The 18,702-nt window shown below is 40.7% G+C and carries 21 protein-coding genes, 1 rRNA gene and 1 pseudogene; 14 read left to right on the forward strand and 9 right to left on the reverse strand.

Going from position 1 to position 18,702, the window contains the following annotated elements:
- Nucleotides 1–468 precede the first annotated feature (468 nt).
- Entirely contained in the window at nucleotides 469–1,500 is a 1,032-nt protein-coding gene (gene dusA / locus FTU65_RS14915) for a tRNA dihydrouridine(20/20a) synthase DusA (RefSeq protein WP_180065620.1), read from the forward strand.
- A 119-nt stretch (nucleotides 1,501–1,619) separates the two neighbouring features.
- On the opposite strand, the gene FTU65_RS14920 is transcribed toward dusA, so the two are convergent.
- Complete coding sequence (locus FTU65_RS14920; protein WP_180065618.1) at nucleotides 1,620–2,138, reverse strand: Asp-tRNA(Asn)/Glu-tRNA(Gln) amidotransferase subunit GatC; 519 nt, start codon at nucleotides 2,136–2,138, stop codon at nucleotides 1,620–1,622.
- A 389-nt stretch (nucleotides 2,139–2,527) separates the two neighbouring features.
- Nucleotides 2,528–3,799, reverse strand: a complete 1,272-nt coding sequence (gene coaBC, locus FTU65_RS14925) for a bifunctional phosphopantothenoylcysteine decarboxylase/phosphopantothenate--cysteine ligase CoaBC (RefSeq protein ID WP_078191307.1) — start codon at nucleotides 3,797–3,799, stop codon at nucleotides 2,528–2,530.
- Nucleotides 3,800–3,911: 112 nt separating this feature from the next.
- Here coaBC and radC point away from each other — a divergent pair, with 112 nt between their 5' ends.
- Together radC and FTU65_RS14935 are read left to right on the forward strand one after the other, a co-directional pair.
- The gene (gene radC, locus FTU65_RS14930) at nucleotides 3,912–4,613 is read left to right on the forward strand and encodes a DNA repair protein RadC (RefSeq protein ID WP_168378714.1); all 702 of its coding nucleotides are present in this window, start codon (nucleotides 3,912–3,914) and stop codon (nucleotides 4,611–4,613) included.
- Between the two features lie 75 nt (nucleotides 4,614–4,688).
- Nucleotides 4,689–5,600 carry a bestrophin family protein gene (locus FTU65_RS14935; RefSeq protein ID WP_078191309.1) on the forward strand — a complete coding sequence of 304 codons (912 nt, stop codon included), beginning with the start codon at nucleotides 4,689–4,691 and terminating at the stop codon, nucleotides 5,598–5,600.
- A 456-nt stretch (nucleotides 5,601–6,056) separates the two neighbouring features.
- On the opposite strand, the gene FTU65_RS14940 is transcribed toward FTU65_RS14935, so the two are convergent.
- Nucleotides 6,057–6,908: a PHP domain-containing protein gene (locus FTU65_RS14940; protein ID WP_180067001.1), complete on the reverse strand. Its 852-nt coding sequence runs from the start codon at nucleotides 6,906–6,908 to the stop codon at nucleotides 6,057–6,059.
- Between the two features lie 44 nt (nucleotides 6,909–6,952).
- Here FTU65_RS14940 and FTU65_RS14945 point away from each other — a divergent pair, with 44 nt between their 5' ends.
- Genes FTU65_RS14945 through mnmC form a run of 4 tightly spaced genes read left to right on the forward strand, consistent with a single transcriptional unit; the run spans nucleotide 6,953 to nucleotide 10,400 of the window.
- Nucleotides 6,953–7,564 carry an inner membrane-spanning protein YciB gene (locus FTU65_RS14945; RefSeq protein ID WP_078191311.1) on the forward strand — a complete coding sequence of 204 codons (612 nt, stop codon included), beginning with the start codon at nucleotides 6,953–6,955 and terminating at the stop codon, nucleotides 7,562–7,564.
- 28 nt (nucleotides 7,565–7,592) lie between these two features.
- Nucleotides 7,593–7,895 carry a YciI family protein gene (locus FTU65_RS14950; protein ID WP_078191312.1) on the forward strand — a complete coding sequence of 101 codons (303 nt, stop codon included), beginning with the start codon at nucleotides 7,593–7,595 and terminating at the stop codon, nucleotides 7,893–7,895.
- A 5-nt stretch (nucleotides 7,896–7,900) separates the two neighbouring features.
- Nucleotides 7,901–8,416, forward strand: a complete 516-nt coding sequence (locus FTU65_RS14955) for a hypothetical protein (RefSeq protein WP_180008983.1) — start codon at nucleotides 7,901–7,903, stop codon at nucleotides 8,414–8,416.
- Nucleotides 8,417–8,453: 37 nt separating this feature from the next.
- On the forward strand, nucleotides 8,454–10,400 hold the full coding sequence (mnmC, locus tag FTU65_RS14960; RefSeq protein WP_180065614.1) for an FAD-dependent 5-carboxymethylaminomethyl-2-thiouridine(34) oxidoreductase MnmC: 1,947 nt from the start codon (nucleotides 8,454–8,456) through the stop codon (nucleotides 10,398–10,400).
- Between the two features lie 44 nt (nucleotides 10,401–10,444).
- On the opposite strand, the gene FTU65_RS14965 is transcribed toward mnmC, so the two are convergent.
- Nucleotides 10,445–10,759 carry a rhodanese-like domain-containing protein gene (locus FTU65_RS14965; protein WP_078191315.1) on the reverse strand — a complete coding sequence of 105 codons (315 nt, stop codon included), beginning with the start codon at nucleotides 10,757–10,759 and terminating at the stop codon, nucleotides 10,445–10,447.
- Nucleotides 10,760–10,851: 92 nt separating this feature from the next.
- Between FTU65_RS14965 and FTU65_RS14970 the strand changes: the two genes are divergently transcribed.
- From FTU65_RS14970 to FTU65_RS14980, 3 genes are all read left to right on the forward strand, one after another.
- Complete coding sequence (locus FTU65_RS14970; protein WP_078191316.1) at nucleotides 10,852–11,340, forward strand: YajQ family cyclic di-GMP-binding protein; 489 nt, start codon at nucleotides 10,852–10,854, stop codon at nucleotides 11,338–11,340.
- 27 nt (nucleotides 11,341–11,367) lie between these two features.
- On the forward strand, nucleotides 11,368–11,871 hold the full coding sequence (locus FTU65_RS14975; RefSeq protein ID WP_180012065.1) for a DUF4442 domain-containing protein: 504 nt from the start codon (nucleotides 11,368–11,370) through the stop codon (nucleotides 11,869–11,871).
- 132 nt (nucleotides 11,872–12,003) lie between these two features.
- Nucleotides 12,004–12,504 (forward strand): ester cyclase, encoded by a 501-nt coding sequence (locus FTU65_RS14980; protein ID WP_180012067.1) that lies wholly within the window; start codon nucleotides 12,004–12,006, stop codon nucleotides 12,502–12,504.
- A gap of 66 nt (nucleotides 12,505–12,570) precedes the next feature.
- On the opposite strand, the gene FTU65_RS14985 is transcribed toward FTU65_RS14980, so the two are convergent.
- The 3 genes from FTU65_RS14985 to FTU65_RS14995 are packed head-to-tail and all read right to left on the reverse strand — an operon-like array spanning nucleotide 12,571 to nucleotide 14,340.
- Nucleotides 12,571–12,990 carry an acyl-CoA thioesterase gene (locus FTU65_RS14985; RefSeq protein ID WP_078191328.1) on the reverse strand — a complete coding sequence of 140 codons (420 nt, stop codon included), beginning with the start codon at nucleotides 12,988–12,990 and terminating at the stop codon, nucleotides 12,571–12,573.
- Nucleotides 12,991–13,011: 21 nt separating this feature from the next.
- Nucleotides 13,012–13,443: a thioredoxin TrxC gene (trxC, locus tag FTU65_RS14990; RefSeq protein WP_078191319.1), complete on the reverse strand. Its 432-nt coding sequence runs from the start codon at nucleotides 13,441–13,443 to the stop codon at nucleotides 13,012–13,014.
- Complete coding sequence (locus tag FTU65_RS14995) at nucleotides 13,444–14,340, reverse strand: alpha/beta hydrolase (RefSeq protein ID WP_180012069.1); 897 nt, start codon at nucleotides 14,338–14,340, stop codon at nucleotides 13,444–13,446.
- A 124-nt stretch (nucleotides 14,341–14,464) separates the two neighbouring features.
- On the opposite strand from FTU65_RS14995, the gene FTU65_RS15000 reads away from it, so the two are divergent.
- The 4 genes and pseudogenes from FTU65_RS15000 to FTU65_RS15015 all read left to right on the forward strand — a co-directional run bounded on the left by FTU65_RS15000 (nucleotide 14,465) and on the right by FTU65_RS15015 (nucleotide 18,078).
- Nucleotides 14,465–14,800, forward strand: a complete 336-nt coding sequence (locus FTU65_RS15000; protein WP_078191321.1) for a TIGR01244 family sulfur transferase — start codon at nucleotides 14,465–14,467, stop codon at nucleotides 14,798–14,800.
- A complete protein-coding gene (locus FTU65_RS15005; RefSeq protein ID WP_180012071.1) occupies nucleotides 14,793–15,215 on the forward strand; it encodes a beta-lactamase hydrolase domain-containing protein in 423 nt (140 codons plus the stop codon). The genes FTU65_RS15000 and FTU65_RS15005 overlap by 8 nt, the downstream gene beginning before the upstream one ends.
- A 203-nt stretch (nucleotides 15,216–15,418) precedes the next feature.
- A pseudogene (locus FTU65_RS15010) lies at nucleotides 15,419–16,615 on the forward strand (hypothetical protein).
- 83 nt (nucleotides 16,616–16,698) lie between these two features.
- Nucleotides 16,699–18,078, forward strand: coding sequence for a dihydrolipoyl dehydrogenase (locus FTU65_RS15015; protein ID WP_180067003.1), 1,380 nt, complete (start codon nucleotides 16,699–16,701; stop codon nucleotides 18,076–18,078).
- Nucleotides 18,079–18,308: 230 nt separating this feature from the next.
- On the opposite strand, the gene FTU65_RS16410 is transcribed toward FTU65_RS15015, so the two are convergent.
- Together FTU65_RS16410 and rrf are read right to left on the reverse strand one after the other, a co-directional pair.
- Nucleotides 18,309–18,485 (reverse strand): hypothetical protein, encoded by a 177-nt coding sequence (locus FTU65_RS16410; RefSeq protein WP_257223001.1) that lies wholly within the window; start codon nucleotides 18,483–18,485, stop codon nucleotides 18,309–18,311.
- A gap of 98 nt (nucleotides 18,486–18,583) precedes the next feature.
- A 5S ribosomal RNA gene (gene rrf / locus FTU65_RS15025) occupies nucleotides 18,584–18,698 on the reverse strand.
- Between the last annotated feature and the right edge of the window lie 4 nt (nucleotides 18,699–18,702).

Raw genomic sequence — 18,702 nt, forward strand, 5'->3', positions numbered from 1 at the left:
TCCAGATTTAAATCCAATAGAAAATATGTGGTCACGAGTCAAGGCGATTCGAACTAAGTTTAGAGTTAAAGATATTGATAAATTATTTAAAGATTACTGTAATGATTTATTTGGTATTTAGCTATAGATATTCAAACGAGATACAAAATTGGCGTTGCATTAGATATTGGGAAAATAAAGACATATAGGCAGGCAGTTAAATCTGCTAAGAAACCATACAATAAAGTTTATAAAATTATAGATTAATCACATAAAAATTTAAATTACTTAAGCCACACTTCCGACTTTTTCTAGCCTGACCTTGAATATGTCACGCTAGCAAGACCATGCCCCAAACCACAATTTATGCTAATATTGCGCGCGTCTTGAAATGCGGTTTTTTTCATCGTATTTCAGACAGCTTTTGGTATTTCTTCACCCTTTTCCATTTCGTTCTTCCATCTTGTTCTTTTAAGGCGTGTTTTTTTAATGACTGATCTCCAACCCATTGAAAATAAACTTCAACCACGAATTAGTGTTGCGCCAATGATGGATTGGACGACTCGTGACTATCGTTTCTTTGCACGTTTGTTTAACCCTAATGTGATTCTCTACACCGAGATGGTCACCACAGGTGCGATTTTATTTGGTGGTGCGAATCGTCATTTGGACTATAACAACGAAGAACACCCGATTGTGTTACAGCTTGGCGGTTCAAATCCTAAAGATTTAGCAACTTGTACCAAGATGGCACAGGACTGGGGCTATGATGAAGTGAACCTCAATGTCGGCTGTCCCAGTGACCGCGTTCAGAACAATAAAATTGGCGCATGCTTGATGGCAGAGCCTGATTTGGTTGCAGAATGTATTACTGAAATGCGAAATGCTGTTGATATTCCAGTGACCGTGAAACACCGCATCGGGATTGATGACATGCAGTCTTATGAAGAAATGCTGCATTTTGTTGATACCGTGGCAAAGACTGGCTGTAACAATTTTATCGTGCATGCTCGTATTGCCCTGCTGCAAGGTTTGTCGCCAAAAGAAAACCGTGATGTGCCACCTTTACGTTATAAAGATGTTTATCGTCTGAAACAAGACCGTCCAAATTTATTGATCGAAATTAATGGCGGGGTGAAAACCTTTGCTGAAACACAGCAACATTTACAACATGTTGATGGCGTGATGATTGGCCGTGAGGCTTATCACAACCCGTACTTATTGGCTGAGATCGGTCAGCTTTGGGATCTCGAATTACCCAACCGTTTCGATATTATCGATCAGATGCTACCGTATATTGCTAAACGCATGGAAGAAGGTGCGCCGCTTTCTATCATTACCCGTCATATTTTAGGTTTATTCCAAAATCTACCAGGTGCTCGAAAATGGCGTCAGGCTTTAAGTGGTGGCAATGCCAAAACCTTTGCAGATGTGGAAAATGCCATCCAAAATATTAAAGATGCAATGCAACGTACAGAAGACTATTTACGTGATCATCCTAAAGTCGTTTTAGAAGATTAATCCTATAAAAGTAAAAGCCCGCTATTTTGCGGGCTTTTTTATTTTCACGCCTCACAAAATACGTGTTTGGCAACATCGTCACAACTCAGCAAAATCATCAAAGCAATCACAATCATCGCTCAATGACTATTGATCGTAATGTTCCCTTTGGGAAAAGGCTCATCATCATCGGTCCATTGATAATCGGATGGATCTTCTTCCTCACGTAAACCCACATAGCTCTCAGGCGCCGATGTAACAGGTTCAACCTCCTCGGTTGGTTGTTCCAATTCCTCAACCAAATGATTCAACTCTTGATCTAACTGCGCCTGATACTTTGCAATTTCAGCTTCGTCAATGAAGGCAAATTGTTCTTCATCTATTTTCCATGCATAGCCTTGCAGGTCTTTGTAAATATCGACCAAAACAGTATAAGGCTGACCATCGTATTGCAACGTCGCCTGAGCCTTAAAGCTTAATCCCTTACGCTCTAATACTTTTATATTTTGAATCCGTAAATGGTACTGCCGATAATCTGGATTCTGATCAAACTCGTGTTGCATCTGCTGCTCAATCTGCCGAGATAATTCATCTGTCGAGACAAAATAGCTACAACCAGCCAAACTCAACAGTAAAAAAATGGTGAGCCATCGAAACATATTGCATCCCCCATGATGCATTTATTCTTGATGAAAAAGTCAGACCGTTCACAGATTGCGATCCAAACATTCCTCATTGTTTGCTTCATAATAGCCAATAAAACACACAGTACAAGCCAAATTATCAAGATTTCTCAATTTTATATTTAATTTTGATATCAATCACTTAAATTGCATTTTTACTGTTTTAAAACACTGACAGCCTTGGTCTCTTGCTGACATATTTTTGTTGAAAATGACCATTTTGGTAGTAGTTTCCTAACCTTCATATTTTCAACATGAAAACGATTCCATTGTGAATTTTCAATATAAATCCTGAAATAAAACATCGTAAAGGCGCCATAAAAAATCCCCGAATATTGCGGGGATTTTTAAGGAATCAACTGAAATTATTCATCGTCCGTTTCAGGCTCATGATGTAGCGCATCATGTATGGCTTCCACCAATTGCTGTGCAATTTCTTGTTTTGACGCTTTCTCTAAATCACGCTTTTCCATTTGATATTGATCTGCGAAGAACACGGTCATGGCATTTTCGTCTGAAGCAAAGCCAATGTCTTTACGTGAGACATCATTGCACGCAATCATATCGAGTTTTTTCGCCACAAGTTTGCCTGCAGCATACTCTTCGACATTGCGTGTCTCGGCGGCAAATCCCACCATAAATGGACGTTTTGACTGCTGCGCAATCGTTGCAACGATATCTGGATTTTTAATTAAAGCCACATTGAGTTCATCGCCAGCTTTTTTGATTTTATGCTCTGCAACTTCTGCCACGCGATAATCCGCAACAGCCGCTGTTGCGATAAAAATATCACAGCCTTCATCTAACATTTGCAGACTAGTCTCTAACATTTTAATTGCAGACTGCACATTAATCCGTCGTACACCATTTGGTGTATCTAAACTGACGGGTCCTGCGATCAGCGTTACTTTAGCCCCAGCTGCATAACAAGCCGCTGCCAGTGCAAAACCCATTTTCCCTGTGCTGTGGTTGGAAATATAACGAACAGGATCTATCGACTCGCGTGTTGGACCTGCTGTAATCGCTACATGTTTACCGGCAAGCATGCCAAATTTTTCAGCAATAGCTCGCTGTGCTTGATGAAAATAGGCCGTCACTTGATCCGCTAAATCTTCTGGCTCAGGCATACGTCCTAAGCCCACATCTCCACAGGCTTGAGAACCGGCATCGGGCATGATCACATGTACGCCATCTTCAACCAGTGTATTTAAATTACGCTGTGTCGCTTTGGCTGCCCACATTTGCTGATTCATCGCAGGGGCAACCCAGACGGGTGCTTTAGTCGCAAGATAAAGTGTCGAAAGAAGGTCATCTGCTAAACCCGCCGCAAATTTTGCCAGCGTGTCGCAACTTGCAGGAGCGACCAATACCAAATCAGCCCAACGTGCCAATTCAATATGCCCCATACCCGCTTCTGCTTCGGGATTGAGTAATTCGGTATGCACAGGGTTGCCTGAAAGCGCCTGAAACGTTAGCGGGGTCACAAAGGCTTGCGCACCTTGTGTCATCACCACGCGCACATCAAATCCGGCATCTTTTAATCGACGGACAAGAATGGCACTTTTATAGGCTGCGATACCACCAGTGACACCTAAAAGAATATTTTTTGTGGGCATTACACTTAAATCAAAGCTCACGAACAGGCTACCTATCTGTTGCAGTGGCGCTCACAATAGCATTAAATATGCACTGACCCAACAATCTGCTGTGAAAAAGCCGATTGACTGATAATAAAAAAGTCTAAGAATAATGAATAATTCAATTAAAAATTGGCCTGAACAAGAGCGCCCACGTGAGCGCCTGATTCATCAAGGCGCACAAAGTTTATCCGATGCTGAACTACTGGCTATTTTCCTACGCTCTGGTTCCCAGCAGCACTCTGCTGTCGAACTCGCACGACTCCTGATCCAACATTTTGGTCAGTTGCAAGCGCTGATGGATGCTTCACTTGAGGATTTACGCCAGTTTCATGGCATTGGAAACAGTAAATATGCGCAGCTCATGGCGGTAAAAGAACTCGGTAAACGCTATGTGAGTCAACATTTTCAAAATGAAGCCTTACACTTGCAACATTCTGAACAATTGCAAAACTTTCTTCGCTTTGAATTTTTATCGGAACGTCAAGAAGTCTTTGGCGTGCTTTGTCTAGATGCGCATTTAAGAAAAATAAACTTTAAAAAACTTTTTTATGGCAGCCTCAATACCTGTGAAATTTCCATCAATCAACTGCTGCGTTATGTCATTTCTGAACATGCCAGCAGTATTGTCATTGCACATAATCATCCTTTCGGTCGTGCAGAACCTTCTGCTGCCGATCTTGAATTGACTCGACTCATTCAGCAGGCTTGTCAGCTGGTGGAAATTCGACTGATCGATCATTGTATTATCTCAACAGAAGGGAGCTTTTCCTTTGCTGAACATGGCTTGCTCCAAGCACACTCATCTGCGTGAAACAGTTATTGACAAGTGCTTGAGCAAACCCGAAGATCATCATAATTTTTTAAAACTAGAAATTATCATTCGAACATGATCGTCCGTGACCAACCGAGTATTTTTAAACTGCTATTTTCTTGGCGAGGAACGATTTTACCTAAGGTTTTACCGCCGCTCGGGATCGTTATGTTGCTGTCTGCCATTGTGGGCGGCTTATCCTATGTCGATATCTTCCATTTTACCGAATTTCCTTTGGTCGGCTTTACCCTGATCGGTGTTGTGCTGTCGATTTTCTTGGGCTTTAAAAACTCAGCCTGCTATGACCGTTGGTGGGAAGCTCGGCGTTTATGGGGCATTTTGATTGCCAACGCGCGACATTTTGACCGTGACTGCCGTTTACTCAGTCAAGGCCGTCGTGAACGTGTGATTCAACATGTGATCGTCTTTGCCAACGTTTTACGTGACCGACTCCGCCATCAAACTGCCAATCCCACAGAACTGGTTGAAACCAGCGGCATGAGCGCGAATGCCATCACCCAACTATACCAACAAGCCAATGCACCGCAGTACACGTTGAGTTTGATTCAATGGGAGCTGATGCAAGCGCTTAAAGATGGTGAAATTTCAGATATTATTTATACCCAGATGAATCAGCATGTGATGGAGCTCAGCACCGTACAAACCGGCTGTGACCGTATTGCCACTACGCCATTACCGTTTGCTTATTCGGTCTTGCTGAATCGAACTGTTTATTTTTTCTGTTTTGTCTTACCCTTTAGCTTGGGTTCTACTTTAGGTCTCGCAACCCCCCTTTTGGTCGGGATTTTGGCTTATACTTTTTTAGGCTTAGATGCACTGAGTTCAGAGATTGAAGAGCCCTTCGGCACACAGAGTAATGACTTACCTTTGGACTCGATGGTGCGTACTATTGAAATTGAACTTCTTGGGACTTTAGGAAAACCCACCCCACCACCGATTCAAGCCAAAGATCATAATTTATTATAATTGATCAATGGGTCTAAACCCTCGCTTACATAGCTTTGCCGTACACTTTTTTGGTACACATAAGATATGTAAGCAATTGATATTACGCAGCAAGATCAGAAGCGTAATTTGATTTAAATAAAAGAACGATACGCGTTAACGTCATCCGCAAGTGTTTGAGTCAGGACTACTTCTAATCAAAAAAGTTTTTGCAATACTTTGAATAATTTGACGGTAGTGAACGAGTTTTGCGGTGAGGAGCATTGCTCCGCAAGATGGTTTCCTTGCGAAGCTTCGCTTCTCATTTTGCCGAATGAGAAACAACGTTTCGTAAGAGTACCTCCAGCCGAAGGCTAATCCCTATATTCAATCTCTAGACGTAAGACTCCGTCGAATCGACTTAAAATCATTTTAGAAATTCAAGATTACTTTTATGTTCCTAACATCTCTAAGTAAGGAAAACCTTAGAGAACGACTTTAAGCAAAGCTCTCCCAGATTCCAACTTGCCCTTCTTTCACTCGAGGGATGTTGCCGAGTTTGATCCATGGCATATTGTCACCATGAAAATCACTCCCAACAGAAACTTTTAAGTTAAAGGCAGCAATCATACGATCCACCATTTGACGAGTCGATAATGGCTCAATTGCCGGTGGTAATTCCACTGCATCACCGCCCGCTTCAGCAAAGATTTCAATCAAATAACGAATATTGGTCGCAGATAAATCATAACGCGTTGGATGCGCTAACACTGCAAAGCCACCACTGGCATGAATCACCTCAATGGTCTCAACAAGACTCGGACCTTCAAATTTTACAAAAGCTTTTTTGCCTTCTTTAATATATTTATCAAAAGCTTGTTGTGGACGCGCAACCACACCCTTTTCCACCAAAGTTTTGGCAATATGGGTACGTGTTACCCGATCTGGAATATGGTCGACTTTGGCAACCACATCGCTATAAATATCTTGACCAATTAACGGTATCAGTAAGTCACAAATCTGCCGAGCACGTTCCGCTCGAATACGCTTTTGATCCATTAATAAGGCTTGTAAGGGCGCAGGATTTTGCATATTTAAAGCGACGATATGCACACCATAACTTTTTTTGGTCGCAGGTCTCGACCACTGGCTAGAAATCTCCACACCAGAGATTAATTGCAGCTTTAATTCATGCGCAACCTGCTCTGCAGCCAACAAACCGTCCATCGTATCGTGATCAGTCAAAGCCAGCGTATGAATTCCAATAGCACTTGCGGCCTGCACCAGAGCCTCTGGTGACAAAGTACCATCAGAAATATTACTGTGTGTATGTAAATCTACGCCTTGCATCTCTATACTATGTCATTTATTTGATCAGATTTAGATACTCTAACATGAAAGCACTTTTAGACTTTGTGCCACTCATTATTTTCTTTTATTTATATAAAACTGTAGATCCAAAAGATACGCAGCACCCATTATTACAATTGATTGGTTCTGCTGGGGGTGTCGATAACAATAACATTCTTGTGGCAACATCAGGTCTCATCATTTCCATGCTTGTGGTTTATGGTGCATTGTTTGTGATGCAAAAATTCCGTCTAGATAAACAGCAATGGATTGTGTTGTTCATGACCGTGATTTTTGGTGGTATTACCCTGATGCTAAGCGATGATTTTTATATTCGCTTAAAAGCCGTTTTACTGAACTTAGTGTTCGCAGGGGCGTTTTTACTTTCTCCACTGTTTAGTAAAGATAAGAAACCGCTCATCGAACGTTTATTTGGTCCAGTCTTAAATTTAACCGCTGTCGGTTGGAAACGATTGAACTATGCATGGGCTGCAATGTTCGTGGTGATGTCATGTTTACACACCTTTTTCGCTTATTTGTTTGCAGACGGAAAATATTGGGGTGAATTCACTGCTTTTGGTGACATGATCGTGATGTTTTCCTTTATCATTATTCAGTTTATTGTATTACGTAAATACTTTAAGACCTCAGAATAATCCATTCGGTCAAAAATCAGGAAAAGTCATGCCATTATTCGTCGTAAGCTGTACAGATAATGAAGGTACAGTAGAAAAGCGCCTTGCAGTTCGCCCTCAACATCTTGAACGTCTACAAAAACTTGATGATGAAGGTCGTCTGATTGTTGCAGGTGCGATGCCTAAAGATCCGGCAAACCCACAAGCTGGTTTTTATGGCAGTACGATCATTGTCGATTTTGATAGTCGTGAAGCCCTAGACCAATGGTTGGCAGATGAACCTTTCCTCAAAGAAGGGGTTTATGGCCAAATTGATGTCAAACCATTTAACAAAGCATTTCCTAAAGGATAAGGTTCATGCGCGTCGTTGTTTCTAGTTTACTGGGCTTATCTTTAATTTGTTCAACTGCATGGGCTGAAGAACCGGCTCCTGCACCTACTGTAGCCCCTGCTGCTCAAGCAACGACTGCAACACCTCCTCCCAATCCTGTGCCGCATACCATTCCTGCCAATAAACCAGGCATCATTAAAGTGGCGGCAACCGTCAATCCTAATGGTCAACCTCAAGATGCAAATCCATTGACCATTGAACAATTGGCAAAAAATAAAGCGCTGCAAGATGCCAAAGTCAAAGCGATGGTCAAAGACCAATCTGTACGCTTACAACAGTTAGAAAAAGCTAACCTTGAAGCCTTGGCGCAAAACCAAGAATTACAACTTAAAAATGATAGCTTGGGCGTACAAGTACAAGTGCTACAAAGTGAACGTAGCGCGCAGATGTTTTTATACGGCGGGACCACACTGGGTGTTGGCGTGATTTTAGGTTTCTTGTTGGCCAGTTACGTCTATACCAAACGTCGTCGTCAATGGTAATTCTTTTTTCTACTTCAATTTAAAGGTTGCTTGAGTTTTGTCAGGTGCAATTCAGACTGCCGATCTCGATTGGCAAATGATCGATGGCATTGATATTCCAGTGTCTAAACAGTTTGGTGATGTGTATTTTTCGAAGGACAACGGCCTGCTCGAAACACGTCATGTGTTTTTAAAAGGGAATGACCTCGACACTCGCCTTGCGGCACTGACTGATTTTGAATATTTCAGTGTCGGCGAAACAGGTTTTGGTACAGGCTTAAATATTTTGGCCCTGTGGCAATTATGGCAACAGGTTCGTCCAAATAATCACAGTCATCTACATGCTATTTCTGTAGAAAAATTCCCTTTATCTAAAGCAGATCTCATTCGTGCATTAAATGCATGGCCTGAATTACAACCTTTGGCACAGCAACTGATTGCGCAATATCCTGAACCCATTGCGGGATGTCATCGACTCAATTTTCCAGAAGAACGTTTTTCAATTGATCTTTGGTTAGGCGATGCACACGACGTGTTTCCGGTCATGGCAAAAACTGCTACGGTCAATGCATGGTTCTTGGACGGTTTTGCACCCGCCTGTAATCCTGACATGTGGGAAGAAAACGTACTCAAAAATATCGTGCGTCTATCGGACATTGGGACGACCTTCTCCTCATTTAGTGTGGCCGGTGTACTCAAACGCGGCTTACGTGAGCATGGTATTACCATTACACGACCACGTGGCTTTGCTCATAAGCGTGAAATGCTCAAAGCCTTTTGGCTCGCACCTGAAAAGTTAGATGATCAATCCGTAGTTGCTGACTGTCCCACTTTAGACGAAAAAAAAAATCCTGAAATCACTGTAGGTCATAAGCCCCGTCAAATCGCGATTATTGGCGCTGGCATCGCCGGTTTAAGCTGTGCTTGGGCATTTGCTCAACGTGGGCATCAAGTGCGTATTTACGAGAAATCAGCACCACTCAGCGGTGGGTCGGGTAATCCTCTTGCCCTACTCAACCCTAAACTCAGTCCAATTGAACAAAGTGCTGAACATTTGATGACCTTGAGCTGGTTATATGCACTCAAGCATTATCAAAACTTCAAGGCATTTCGTCCCTTACAGATTCACCAATCTATTTTAAAAAATAAAGCAGAACACCTAGATTTAGCTCAAGCTTATCCTTCAGAGGTATTAGCTGCTGAAGAAGGCACGCTAAATCAATTAGCCTCAACATATCCAACCCTGCTCCTCAAACAAGCAGGCGCAGTCAGTCCACATCAGCTTCGTGACCAAATCTTGGCACATCCACACATTGAATTGTTACAAGCAGATATTCAACGCATTGAGCAACAACAAAATGGCGTTGCGCTATTTACACAGGATCAGCAGCTTCCATCTGCCGAGCATGTCATTCTCTGTGCGGCACGTGACAGTATGCAGCTACAAACAGATTATCCAGAGCTGCGTGCCATTCGTGGACAAGTCAGTTGGTTGAACAACCCCGCTCAACAAATGGATATGCATACAGCCTATAGTTATGGGGGCTATTGTATGCAACTGGATGCCGAACAGATGATTATGGGCGCGTCATTTTATCCCGGCCGTGATGACACCGACGTTCTCACTGAAGATCATGTGCATAACTATGAACTTATCCACAGTGTATTCCCCGACTTTGCCAAAACCTTAGCACCGATTGAGCAATGGCAAGGACGTGCCGCAATTCGCGCACAGACAAAAGACTTTTTCCCGGTAATTGGTGCAGTCCATGAAGATCAGCAAATTTATAGCTGTAGTGGACTCGGTTCTAAAGGTTTCCTGTATGCCCCGCTCTGTAGTGAAATCATTGCCGCGTTGGTCTTAAAAGAAGCCTGCCCGATTCCAACACAGCTACTCGATAAAATTCATGCAGCACGTTTTATACGCCGCGCCAAAGCTAAACAAAAAACCAAGAAGCCTTATTTTCAAGCTCAGATGCCGTCATCTCCACCTCAAGAAAAATAACCTGCAATAAAAAAGCGCCTTTCGGCGCTTTTTTTGATTCGATCTTATTTCCCTTGTTCCAAAGGAAGACCGGCATCACGAGCAGCACGCGTGCCGCCCATTAAGATTACATATTCACGTGAGCTGTCAAAACCCTCTAGTAACTCTGCTGCACGTGGAGCTTTACTTCCGCCACCACATAAAATGTAAATGGGTTGATCCGTTGACACCTGAGTCAGTGCATCTGATGACAATGCGGTGATCGGTTGGTTAACCGCACCTTTCACATGTGCCTCAGCATAAGCACTTGCATCGCGAACATCCCAGATAATCGAGTCTTCTGGGAACTCAAATGTTGTAATTTCTTGTTTACGGATCATTGCGCACTCCTTTTGATGTAAACAACACTTGGCAAATGAAGAAAACATCCCTAGCATCTCAGATATTCTTTCCCTTTGTAAAGGTCTAATCTATGCCTTCTTTTGATATTGTTTCCGAATTAGAAGTTTTTGAAGTAAATCATGCAGTTCAAAACACGCAAAAAGAAATTGCGACGCGTTTTGACTTCCGCGGTCATGACGTTTCAATTGAGTTAAATGAGAAAAATAAGGAAATCAAAATCTCAACAGAAAGCGATTTCCAATGTGAGCAAGTGTATACCATGCTCGAAAATCATTTCTTCAAACGTAAAGTCGACATTCAAGCGCTCGATCCACAAAAAATGACCGCTTCTGGTAAAAACGTCATTCAAGTGATCAAACTAAAAGACGGTCTTGACTCTGATACTGCAAAAAAAATCAATAAAGCCATTAAAGAAAGCGGCATTAAAGTGCAATCTTCTATTCAAGGCGACAAAATTCGTGTGACTGACAAGAAACGTGACACTTTGCAACAAGTGATGGCGTTCTTAAAAGAGCAACAGTTTGGTGTGCCGCTTCAATTTAACAACTTTAAAGATTAAGGCAGCACAACTGCCATTGAGGTCAATATGGCACGTCCAAATCGTCTAAATAAACTGGTCAAAGCAAGCTCTAAATTACCCAAAGGTATTCAAAGTCGTTTGCTCAGTCGAGCTTTTGGTCGTGTCGTGCCCATGGTTGGAACGGCTAAAATCCAATATCAACATGTCAGCCCTGAGCGTGTTGAGGTGAGCATCGCCAATCATAAGGCGATGCAAAACCATATCGGGCAAGTACATGCCTGTGCCATGGCGCTGATCGCCGAAACAGCCACAGGTTTTGTCACAGCAATGAACGTCCCTGATAGCGCCATTGTCCTAATTAAAAGTTTCAAAGTTGATTTTAAACGTCCAACCCAAGGTGGGATGAAAGCGATTGCAACGCTTACACCCGAACAGCAACGACAAATGCAAAGCACAGAAAAAGGTGAAACCTTAGTACAGGTCTTAGTCACCGATGAATCTGGTGAAGCACCGATTCAATGTGAAATGCTTTGGGCGTGGGTGGCAAAATCCGCTCTGAAAAATAAATAAATGTAAATAAAACTTACTTTTAGGTAAGTATAAGTTTTACCAAATTTCAGCAAAATCAAGACTGTTTTTTACTATTTATACGCAGTAATTCCGCTCAATATGCTTGCACGACACAAATATATTGAGCACTTTATGAAAAAAATCATTCCCCTTTCACTCATCAGCCTGGTGGTGTTTTTAACTGCATGTCAAAGTACTATTCCTGCAACGCCAACGACTCCAACACAAACAGCTGAAAGCAATATTCAAACCAGCCAAGCAGCGGAAAATAAGAAAATCGTGATTGATTTTTATGAAGGTGTCTTTCTTAAACATCAGGTTAAGACATATGCTGACCGATATATTGGCAATCAATATATTCAACATAATCCGCATGTACCTGATGGCAAAGCGCCTTTTGTCGGTTATTTCATCCAGTATTTTAAACAAAATCCTGAAGCAAAAAACCAGATCAAACGTGCCGCTGCCGAAGGTGATTTGGTCTATTTACATGTGCACTCTACGCAGAATAATCAAGACCGTGGAGAAGCGATTATTGATATCTTCCGTGTTGAAAATGGCAAGATCGTCGAACATTGGGATGTGCAACAAAGCATTCCTGAAACCAGTGCCAACTCAAACACGATGTTCTAATTTCTTGGTCACTATTCATAAAAAAGCCACTCGATTGAGCGGCTTTTTTATTGCGTCTAACTTTAATTAAGCTTGATCTGCAGCAAATTTAGCTTTTGCATCCGCAGGAATTTGACGCTTAGCACCTTTCACATCGACAGCGACAAATGTAAACACACCTTCAGTCACACGAATTGGATCGCGTGAGCTGTCATGACTATCCCAAACTTCAATCTGCATTTGGATAGAGGTATTACCCACTTTTAAAATTTTGGTATATACACTGATGACATCCCCGACTTTCACTGGAACGAGGAAGGTCATTTGGTTAATTGAAATCGTTGCACAGCGTCCTTGACTGAAACGCTCTGCGTGAATTGCACCGGCCAAGTCCATTTGTGACACGATCCAACCACCGAAAACATCACCACTCCAGTTGGTGTCTGCAGGCATCGCGATGGTTTGTAGGGAAAGCGTTCCTTCAGGTTTTACATGAGTTTCTGACACTTTAGCTCCTGGCGCTGACATTTATTGAGGTAGATTTAACTGCTGGTTGAGCCATTGTTGTAACTCACCAGCACGCATTGCACCACTTATTCTAGCAATTTCGTTGGTTTTATTCATCAAAACCAGTGTAGGAATACTACGAACATTAAATGCACCGCTCAATCGAGGGTTTGCTTCGGTATCAATTTTGGCAAAAACCACCTTCGGATTTGATTTTGCAACTTGTGCAAAGTGTGGCGCCATCATCTTACATGGTCCACACCACTCAGCCCATAAATCGATCAGCACAGGTAAATCACTATTGCTAATAAAATTTGCAAAGTTCTTTTCATTCAACTCGATGGGCGCCAATGGAATCAATGCTTGGTGACATTGACCACATGCAGGTCCAACTTCGAGTTTTTCTTCAGGTACACGGTTTTTTGCACCACATTCAGGACACACAACGATCATTTAGCTGACTCCAACATGTTGATGTAAAAATTCTAATTGGGTTGCCATGGCTTTTTCAAACCATTGCCCATGATAAATATCAAAATGTTGCATTTCCCACTCATAATACTGCACATACGGTGCAATATTGGTCGCAGTTTCACGGCTTGATTCGATGGGAATCAAACTATCTTCTTTGGCTGCAATAAAAAGTACTGGTATACTAATTTTACGTACATCTAATATTGGGCGATAACGGATTAACTTAAAAAAGGCCCGAGCTGGAATTTCGCCACTCCAATAAAAATCAGGATTGACAAGCGATAAATAGCCGGCATAACTATCTTCAGACTGTAAAAAACACAATCGATGTGGATGAACTACAGGTAAAGTCGTTGGACTCATCCCAACTTTAGACCCCATATAGTCCTGACTCGATAATTTTAACGCTTTAGGTAATTGCTGTAAGGGATACAATTTTGCACTTTCAGCGCCGTCGACAAATGGGACTTGTACCATCACCGCTTTAATATTTTTAAGCTCTGCCGCCAAACTAAGTACATAGCCACCACTCAGCGATGTTCCCCATAATACAATGCGTCTCGAATCAATCGATTTACGCTGCTGTAAATGATCGATCATGGTCCGCCAATCTTCAAGTTGAGCTTTAAGATTCACCAACTCTCTCGGACGCCCTGTACTGCCACCCCAATAGCGATAATCAAACAACACGACAGCATAACCCGCTTGTACAAAGCGTTTTGCATATTGCACTAATTTAAATTGGCGTAATGCCGCTAAACCATGTGCCATGAGAATGACTGCAGGTTTTTCAACAGATTTTGGACGATAAAAGTCAGCAGCTATAACATCTTGTCCGCTTTTGACATACAGTGGTTCGACTGTATAGGCGTGCATACGCGCTCCATTGCGTTATTTTATGGTTGTAATCGCTTATAAAAATTTAAGAACATTCTGCTCAAGTTTGTGCTTAATGCTATCATAAAGCATAAATCTATGAATTAAATTATGGAGTGACTCAATGAGCGAAAATGTTGGTTTTGCAGGTCAAATCGGCCCAGAACATGTAGCGCAAGTGGTTGAAAAAGGCTTTAAATCGATTATCAATAACCGCCCTGACATGGAAGGTGGTCCGGAGCAACCAACCAGTGCTCAAATTGAAGAAGCAGCTCGTAGCGCTGGTTTAGACTATGTTCATCAACCTGTTGTTGCAGGTCAAATTTCTGAGCTAGATGTCCGTAACTTTGCTAATCATTTTAATGAATTGCCAAAGCCAGTGCTCATGTTCTGCCGTACAGGTAATCGTTCAAATAACCTATATCAACTAGCAAAACAGATGGATCTTTTGGATGACTAAGGCTTTCATTCAAAAAGCTTTATTGATCGCAACTTGCGTCTTTTCAGCACCTACATATGCAGATAATAACAGTCAGCCCTTAAATGCAAATTTAAGTGTCTCTGGACAAATGACCACAGATAAGTTTTCAAGTTTACTCAAACAACTTAAATTTAAATCTGTAATTGTGAATCGACCAGATAGTGAGGCGGGCAATGAAGTGACTGTTTTACAGTTACGAGGCATTGCGGAAAAGTCTCATGTGAGTGTTGTGTATCAACCTGTGCAAAGCGGTAAAATTTCTCAAACAGACGTGAAAGAATTTGCCAAATATTATAATGAGCTTCCTAAACCCATTTTGATGATTTGTCGCAGCGGCTCTCGTTCGACATCTCTTTTCAATCAAGCTAAGGCTCAAGGTTTGCTCAATGACTAAATTCGTGTTTACCGTTTTATTTACAACGTTGTTGCTAACAGGGTGTAATTCTATGAATGTACGTCCAACCGTTGGTGTAAGTGTCGGGACTGTACTATAAAATGACGAATATAAAGATGGCGCTATTTGCGCCATTTTTTATGTGTGGTATCTTGACGCAATATAACTTTTTCTATACATAAATAACTATCTTGGGGTACTTCATGAAATTCGTTCAAGGGACACTTGTACTTACTTTAGCCGCTATACTTACAGCTTGTGGTGGTGGTAGTGATGGATATTTTAATAACGAAGGAACAGATTCCTCTAATCAAAACAATAACAGTGGTGGTACAACAACCCCAGCTGAAACTGCAAATGCACAATTAAATATTCTAAAACGTGAAGGGCAATATTTATTCGGTAATTATGATCCTAACGATGCATCAACAGCAAAAGGCTATATTGATCATTCAATGGATACATTTGCACAAGGCCCATTACAATTAAGTTTAGATATTAGGAAAATAAATTTAAACTCATTTAAAATACCTATCACTACAGAGATAAATGTTTCTATTTAAGTAAGACTGACTATAGAGCATGTTATGTTTTTATTGGCGAAGATATTAAAGATATCTTACCGGGTTATGACAACTGGGATTTCGACATTACAGCTAATGATCTAAAAAAACATCAAATTACAGCATGATGAAGTGACACCAAACTTAGAAGAATATGAATCAAATACTCGCATTTACGTATTTGAAAATGAAAATGGAGATAAAAATTTCCATGATGTAACTATTACTGGTGCATTTGCTTATCCATTTCAACAGTCTTGGGGAATACAACAAACTCAACAAAAAAGGTTTGTTTTAATAAATGGTAATACAAGCGACTATAAAATTACCACAACAGCAATAGTTACGGATCCATCAACTGGTGAAGATATTGAACGTGAAGTTACAACAGGTGCAATTAGTATTTACAAAGATCTCTCTTCTCTCGATGGAGATTTATACAATATTCAATCTGGATCAGGATTTAATGTATTAATTAACGATAACCCAAATATTCCTTTTGCAGAACCAATTTCATTCGTATTAAACTCAACACCAGGTACCACAAGTTCAGCAAGTTATCGTGTGAAAGCTTCAGGAGAATAAGAACTAATTTTACCCAGCATCACAACAATTGATGGTACTCGAGTTGAGAATGAAGCCTCTAATTTAAATAGCCAGACATTTACTGGAAGCATTAAATTAACAGGGACAAACATTTTGAAATTTAAGCAAGCTACAAGTGGGAGTCTTAGTTTTGAACATGCTATTAATGGAATTACATTCAAAGGTTCATCTACTAATAATGCAGGAACTGTAAGTACAAGTTTAACATTACCTTCTGCTCTTAAATTTTAAGTGTAAAGAAATGCAATTAAACCCTCTAGACTGAGGGTTTTTTTATATATTTAATTATAATTATTTAAAATGAAATTTAGCAAATGTACGACATCATCATTATCGGTGCAGGAACAGCAGGCATTTCAGCCTATAAAGAAGCAATCAAAAAAACACAGAATATTCTTATCATTAATGATGGTCCTTGGGACACCACCTGTGCACGCGTTGGTTGTATGCCAAGTAAAATACTTATCTCTACTGCCAACCGTATGTACGAAATAAGACATGCAGATAATTTAGGACTAGATGTCAAAAGTGAAATTGATACCTCTAGCGTCATGCAACATGTTCAAACCTTACGTGATCGTTTTACAAGAGCCACGTTAAAAGATGTTGAAAGTTGGCCAAGCCAACATAAAATTTCAGGTAAAGCTGAATTTATTGATTCAAATACCATTCAAGTAAACAACCAAACATTTAAAGCCAAGTCATTTATCCTTGCTGTAGGTACAACTCCTGCTATAGATGCTGAACAAAAACAAATATTAGGCGATAAATTAATTACATCAGATCAGATATTTGAATTAGAACAACTCCCTAAATCAGTCGCAGTTATTGGAAGTGGCGTCATCGCTTTGGAATTAGCGCAGGCTTTAACACGCCTCAATGTAAACACCACAGTTTTTGCACGTAGTCGAAAAATTGGCTCACTGAGTAGCCCTATATTGCAAAAGCTCGCACAGGAAGAATTAAGTAAAGAGTTAAAGCTAAAGTTTGAAATTTTACCTGAACATTATGCTATTGAAAGCGATCTAGTTCATTTAACCTATACTGAAGAAAACGTACAAAAGTCGCTACAAGTTGACTATGTATTAGTTGCAACTGGCAGACGTACATTATTAAATACCTTAGGTTTAGAACTCATAAATGCAGAATTTAAAGATATTAAAAATTTGCCAATTAACCCAGATACAAAGCAACTAGCTGATTATCCAATTTTTATTGTCGGTGATGCACATACCAATACCCCTATTCAACACGAAGCAGCTCATGAGGGTAAGTTTGCAGTACAAAACTGTTTAAACTTTCCACAAATTAAATCCATAAAGACGCTAACACCTCTAGGCATCTTATTTTCTACACCACAAATGGCAACCATTGGGCAAAGCTATAAGCATCTACAAGATAAAAACATAGAATTCGTCATTGGTTACGTTTCTTATGAAAAACAAGGTCGTGCAATTGTTGCTGCTAAAAATAAAGGGGCTGCCGAAGTATATGTGGATACTATTAGCCATAAACTATTAGGAGCTGAGCTATTCTGCGCGGAAGCTGAACATTTGGCACATTTATTAGCTTGGATGATTTCAGAAAAACTAAGCATTCATGAAATTTTGGATAAGCCTTTCTATCATCCAACGTTAGAAGAAGGGTTAAGAACAGCATTAAAGCATGCAAGACGACAGCTCAATCAAGCTTAGTCTATAAATGTCTCAGGGAGTATAGTAACCACTCATATTCCCTGAAGAAAACCCTGCGATAAAAGCATATTCGATATAAAATTGAGTCAGATTCAATCCATATAAAACCAAACAAACCACTACAAAGACCACCAATGCTGACATCACACGCGCAGCTTTATGTTCTGCCTGATTATATTTTGATGTTTGAATTACCACATTTTAATTTATTTCGATTGATATAAAACTGCTTAAAAATAGGCAATCGAATAATCAAAAATATGCATCAGCACAATACCTATAAACCAATGCAAACCTGCAACCCAATAATTAAATAACAAATGCTGTGGATGCATGACCACACCGATCAGAATCAGCGATAAGACTAAATTTAACAGTAAGTAGTTCGGATAAAATTTTCTGTACATCAAGAGTTTATAATTATTCTATGAATGATTTCAGACTATATCTTTTCCCCAAGCATAAAAAAACCCCCTGCTATTTGCAGAGGGCTTTTGGAATAATGAGCTGGCGATGACTTACTCTCACATGGGTAACCCCACACTACCATCAGCGCTAAGAGGTTTCACTTCTGAGTTCGGGAAGGGATCAGGTGGTTCACTCTTGCTATTGTCGCCAGCACAA

This window comes from Acinetobacter sp. YH12129, from assembly GCF_013418685.1.
Lineage (GTDB): Bacteria > Pseudomonadota > Gammaproteobacteria > Pseudomonadales > Moraxellaceae > Acinetobacter > Acinetobacter amyesii.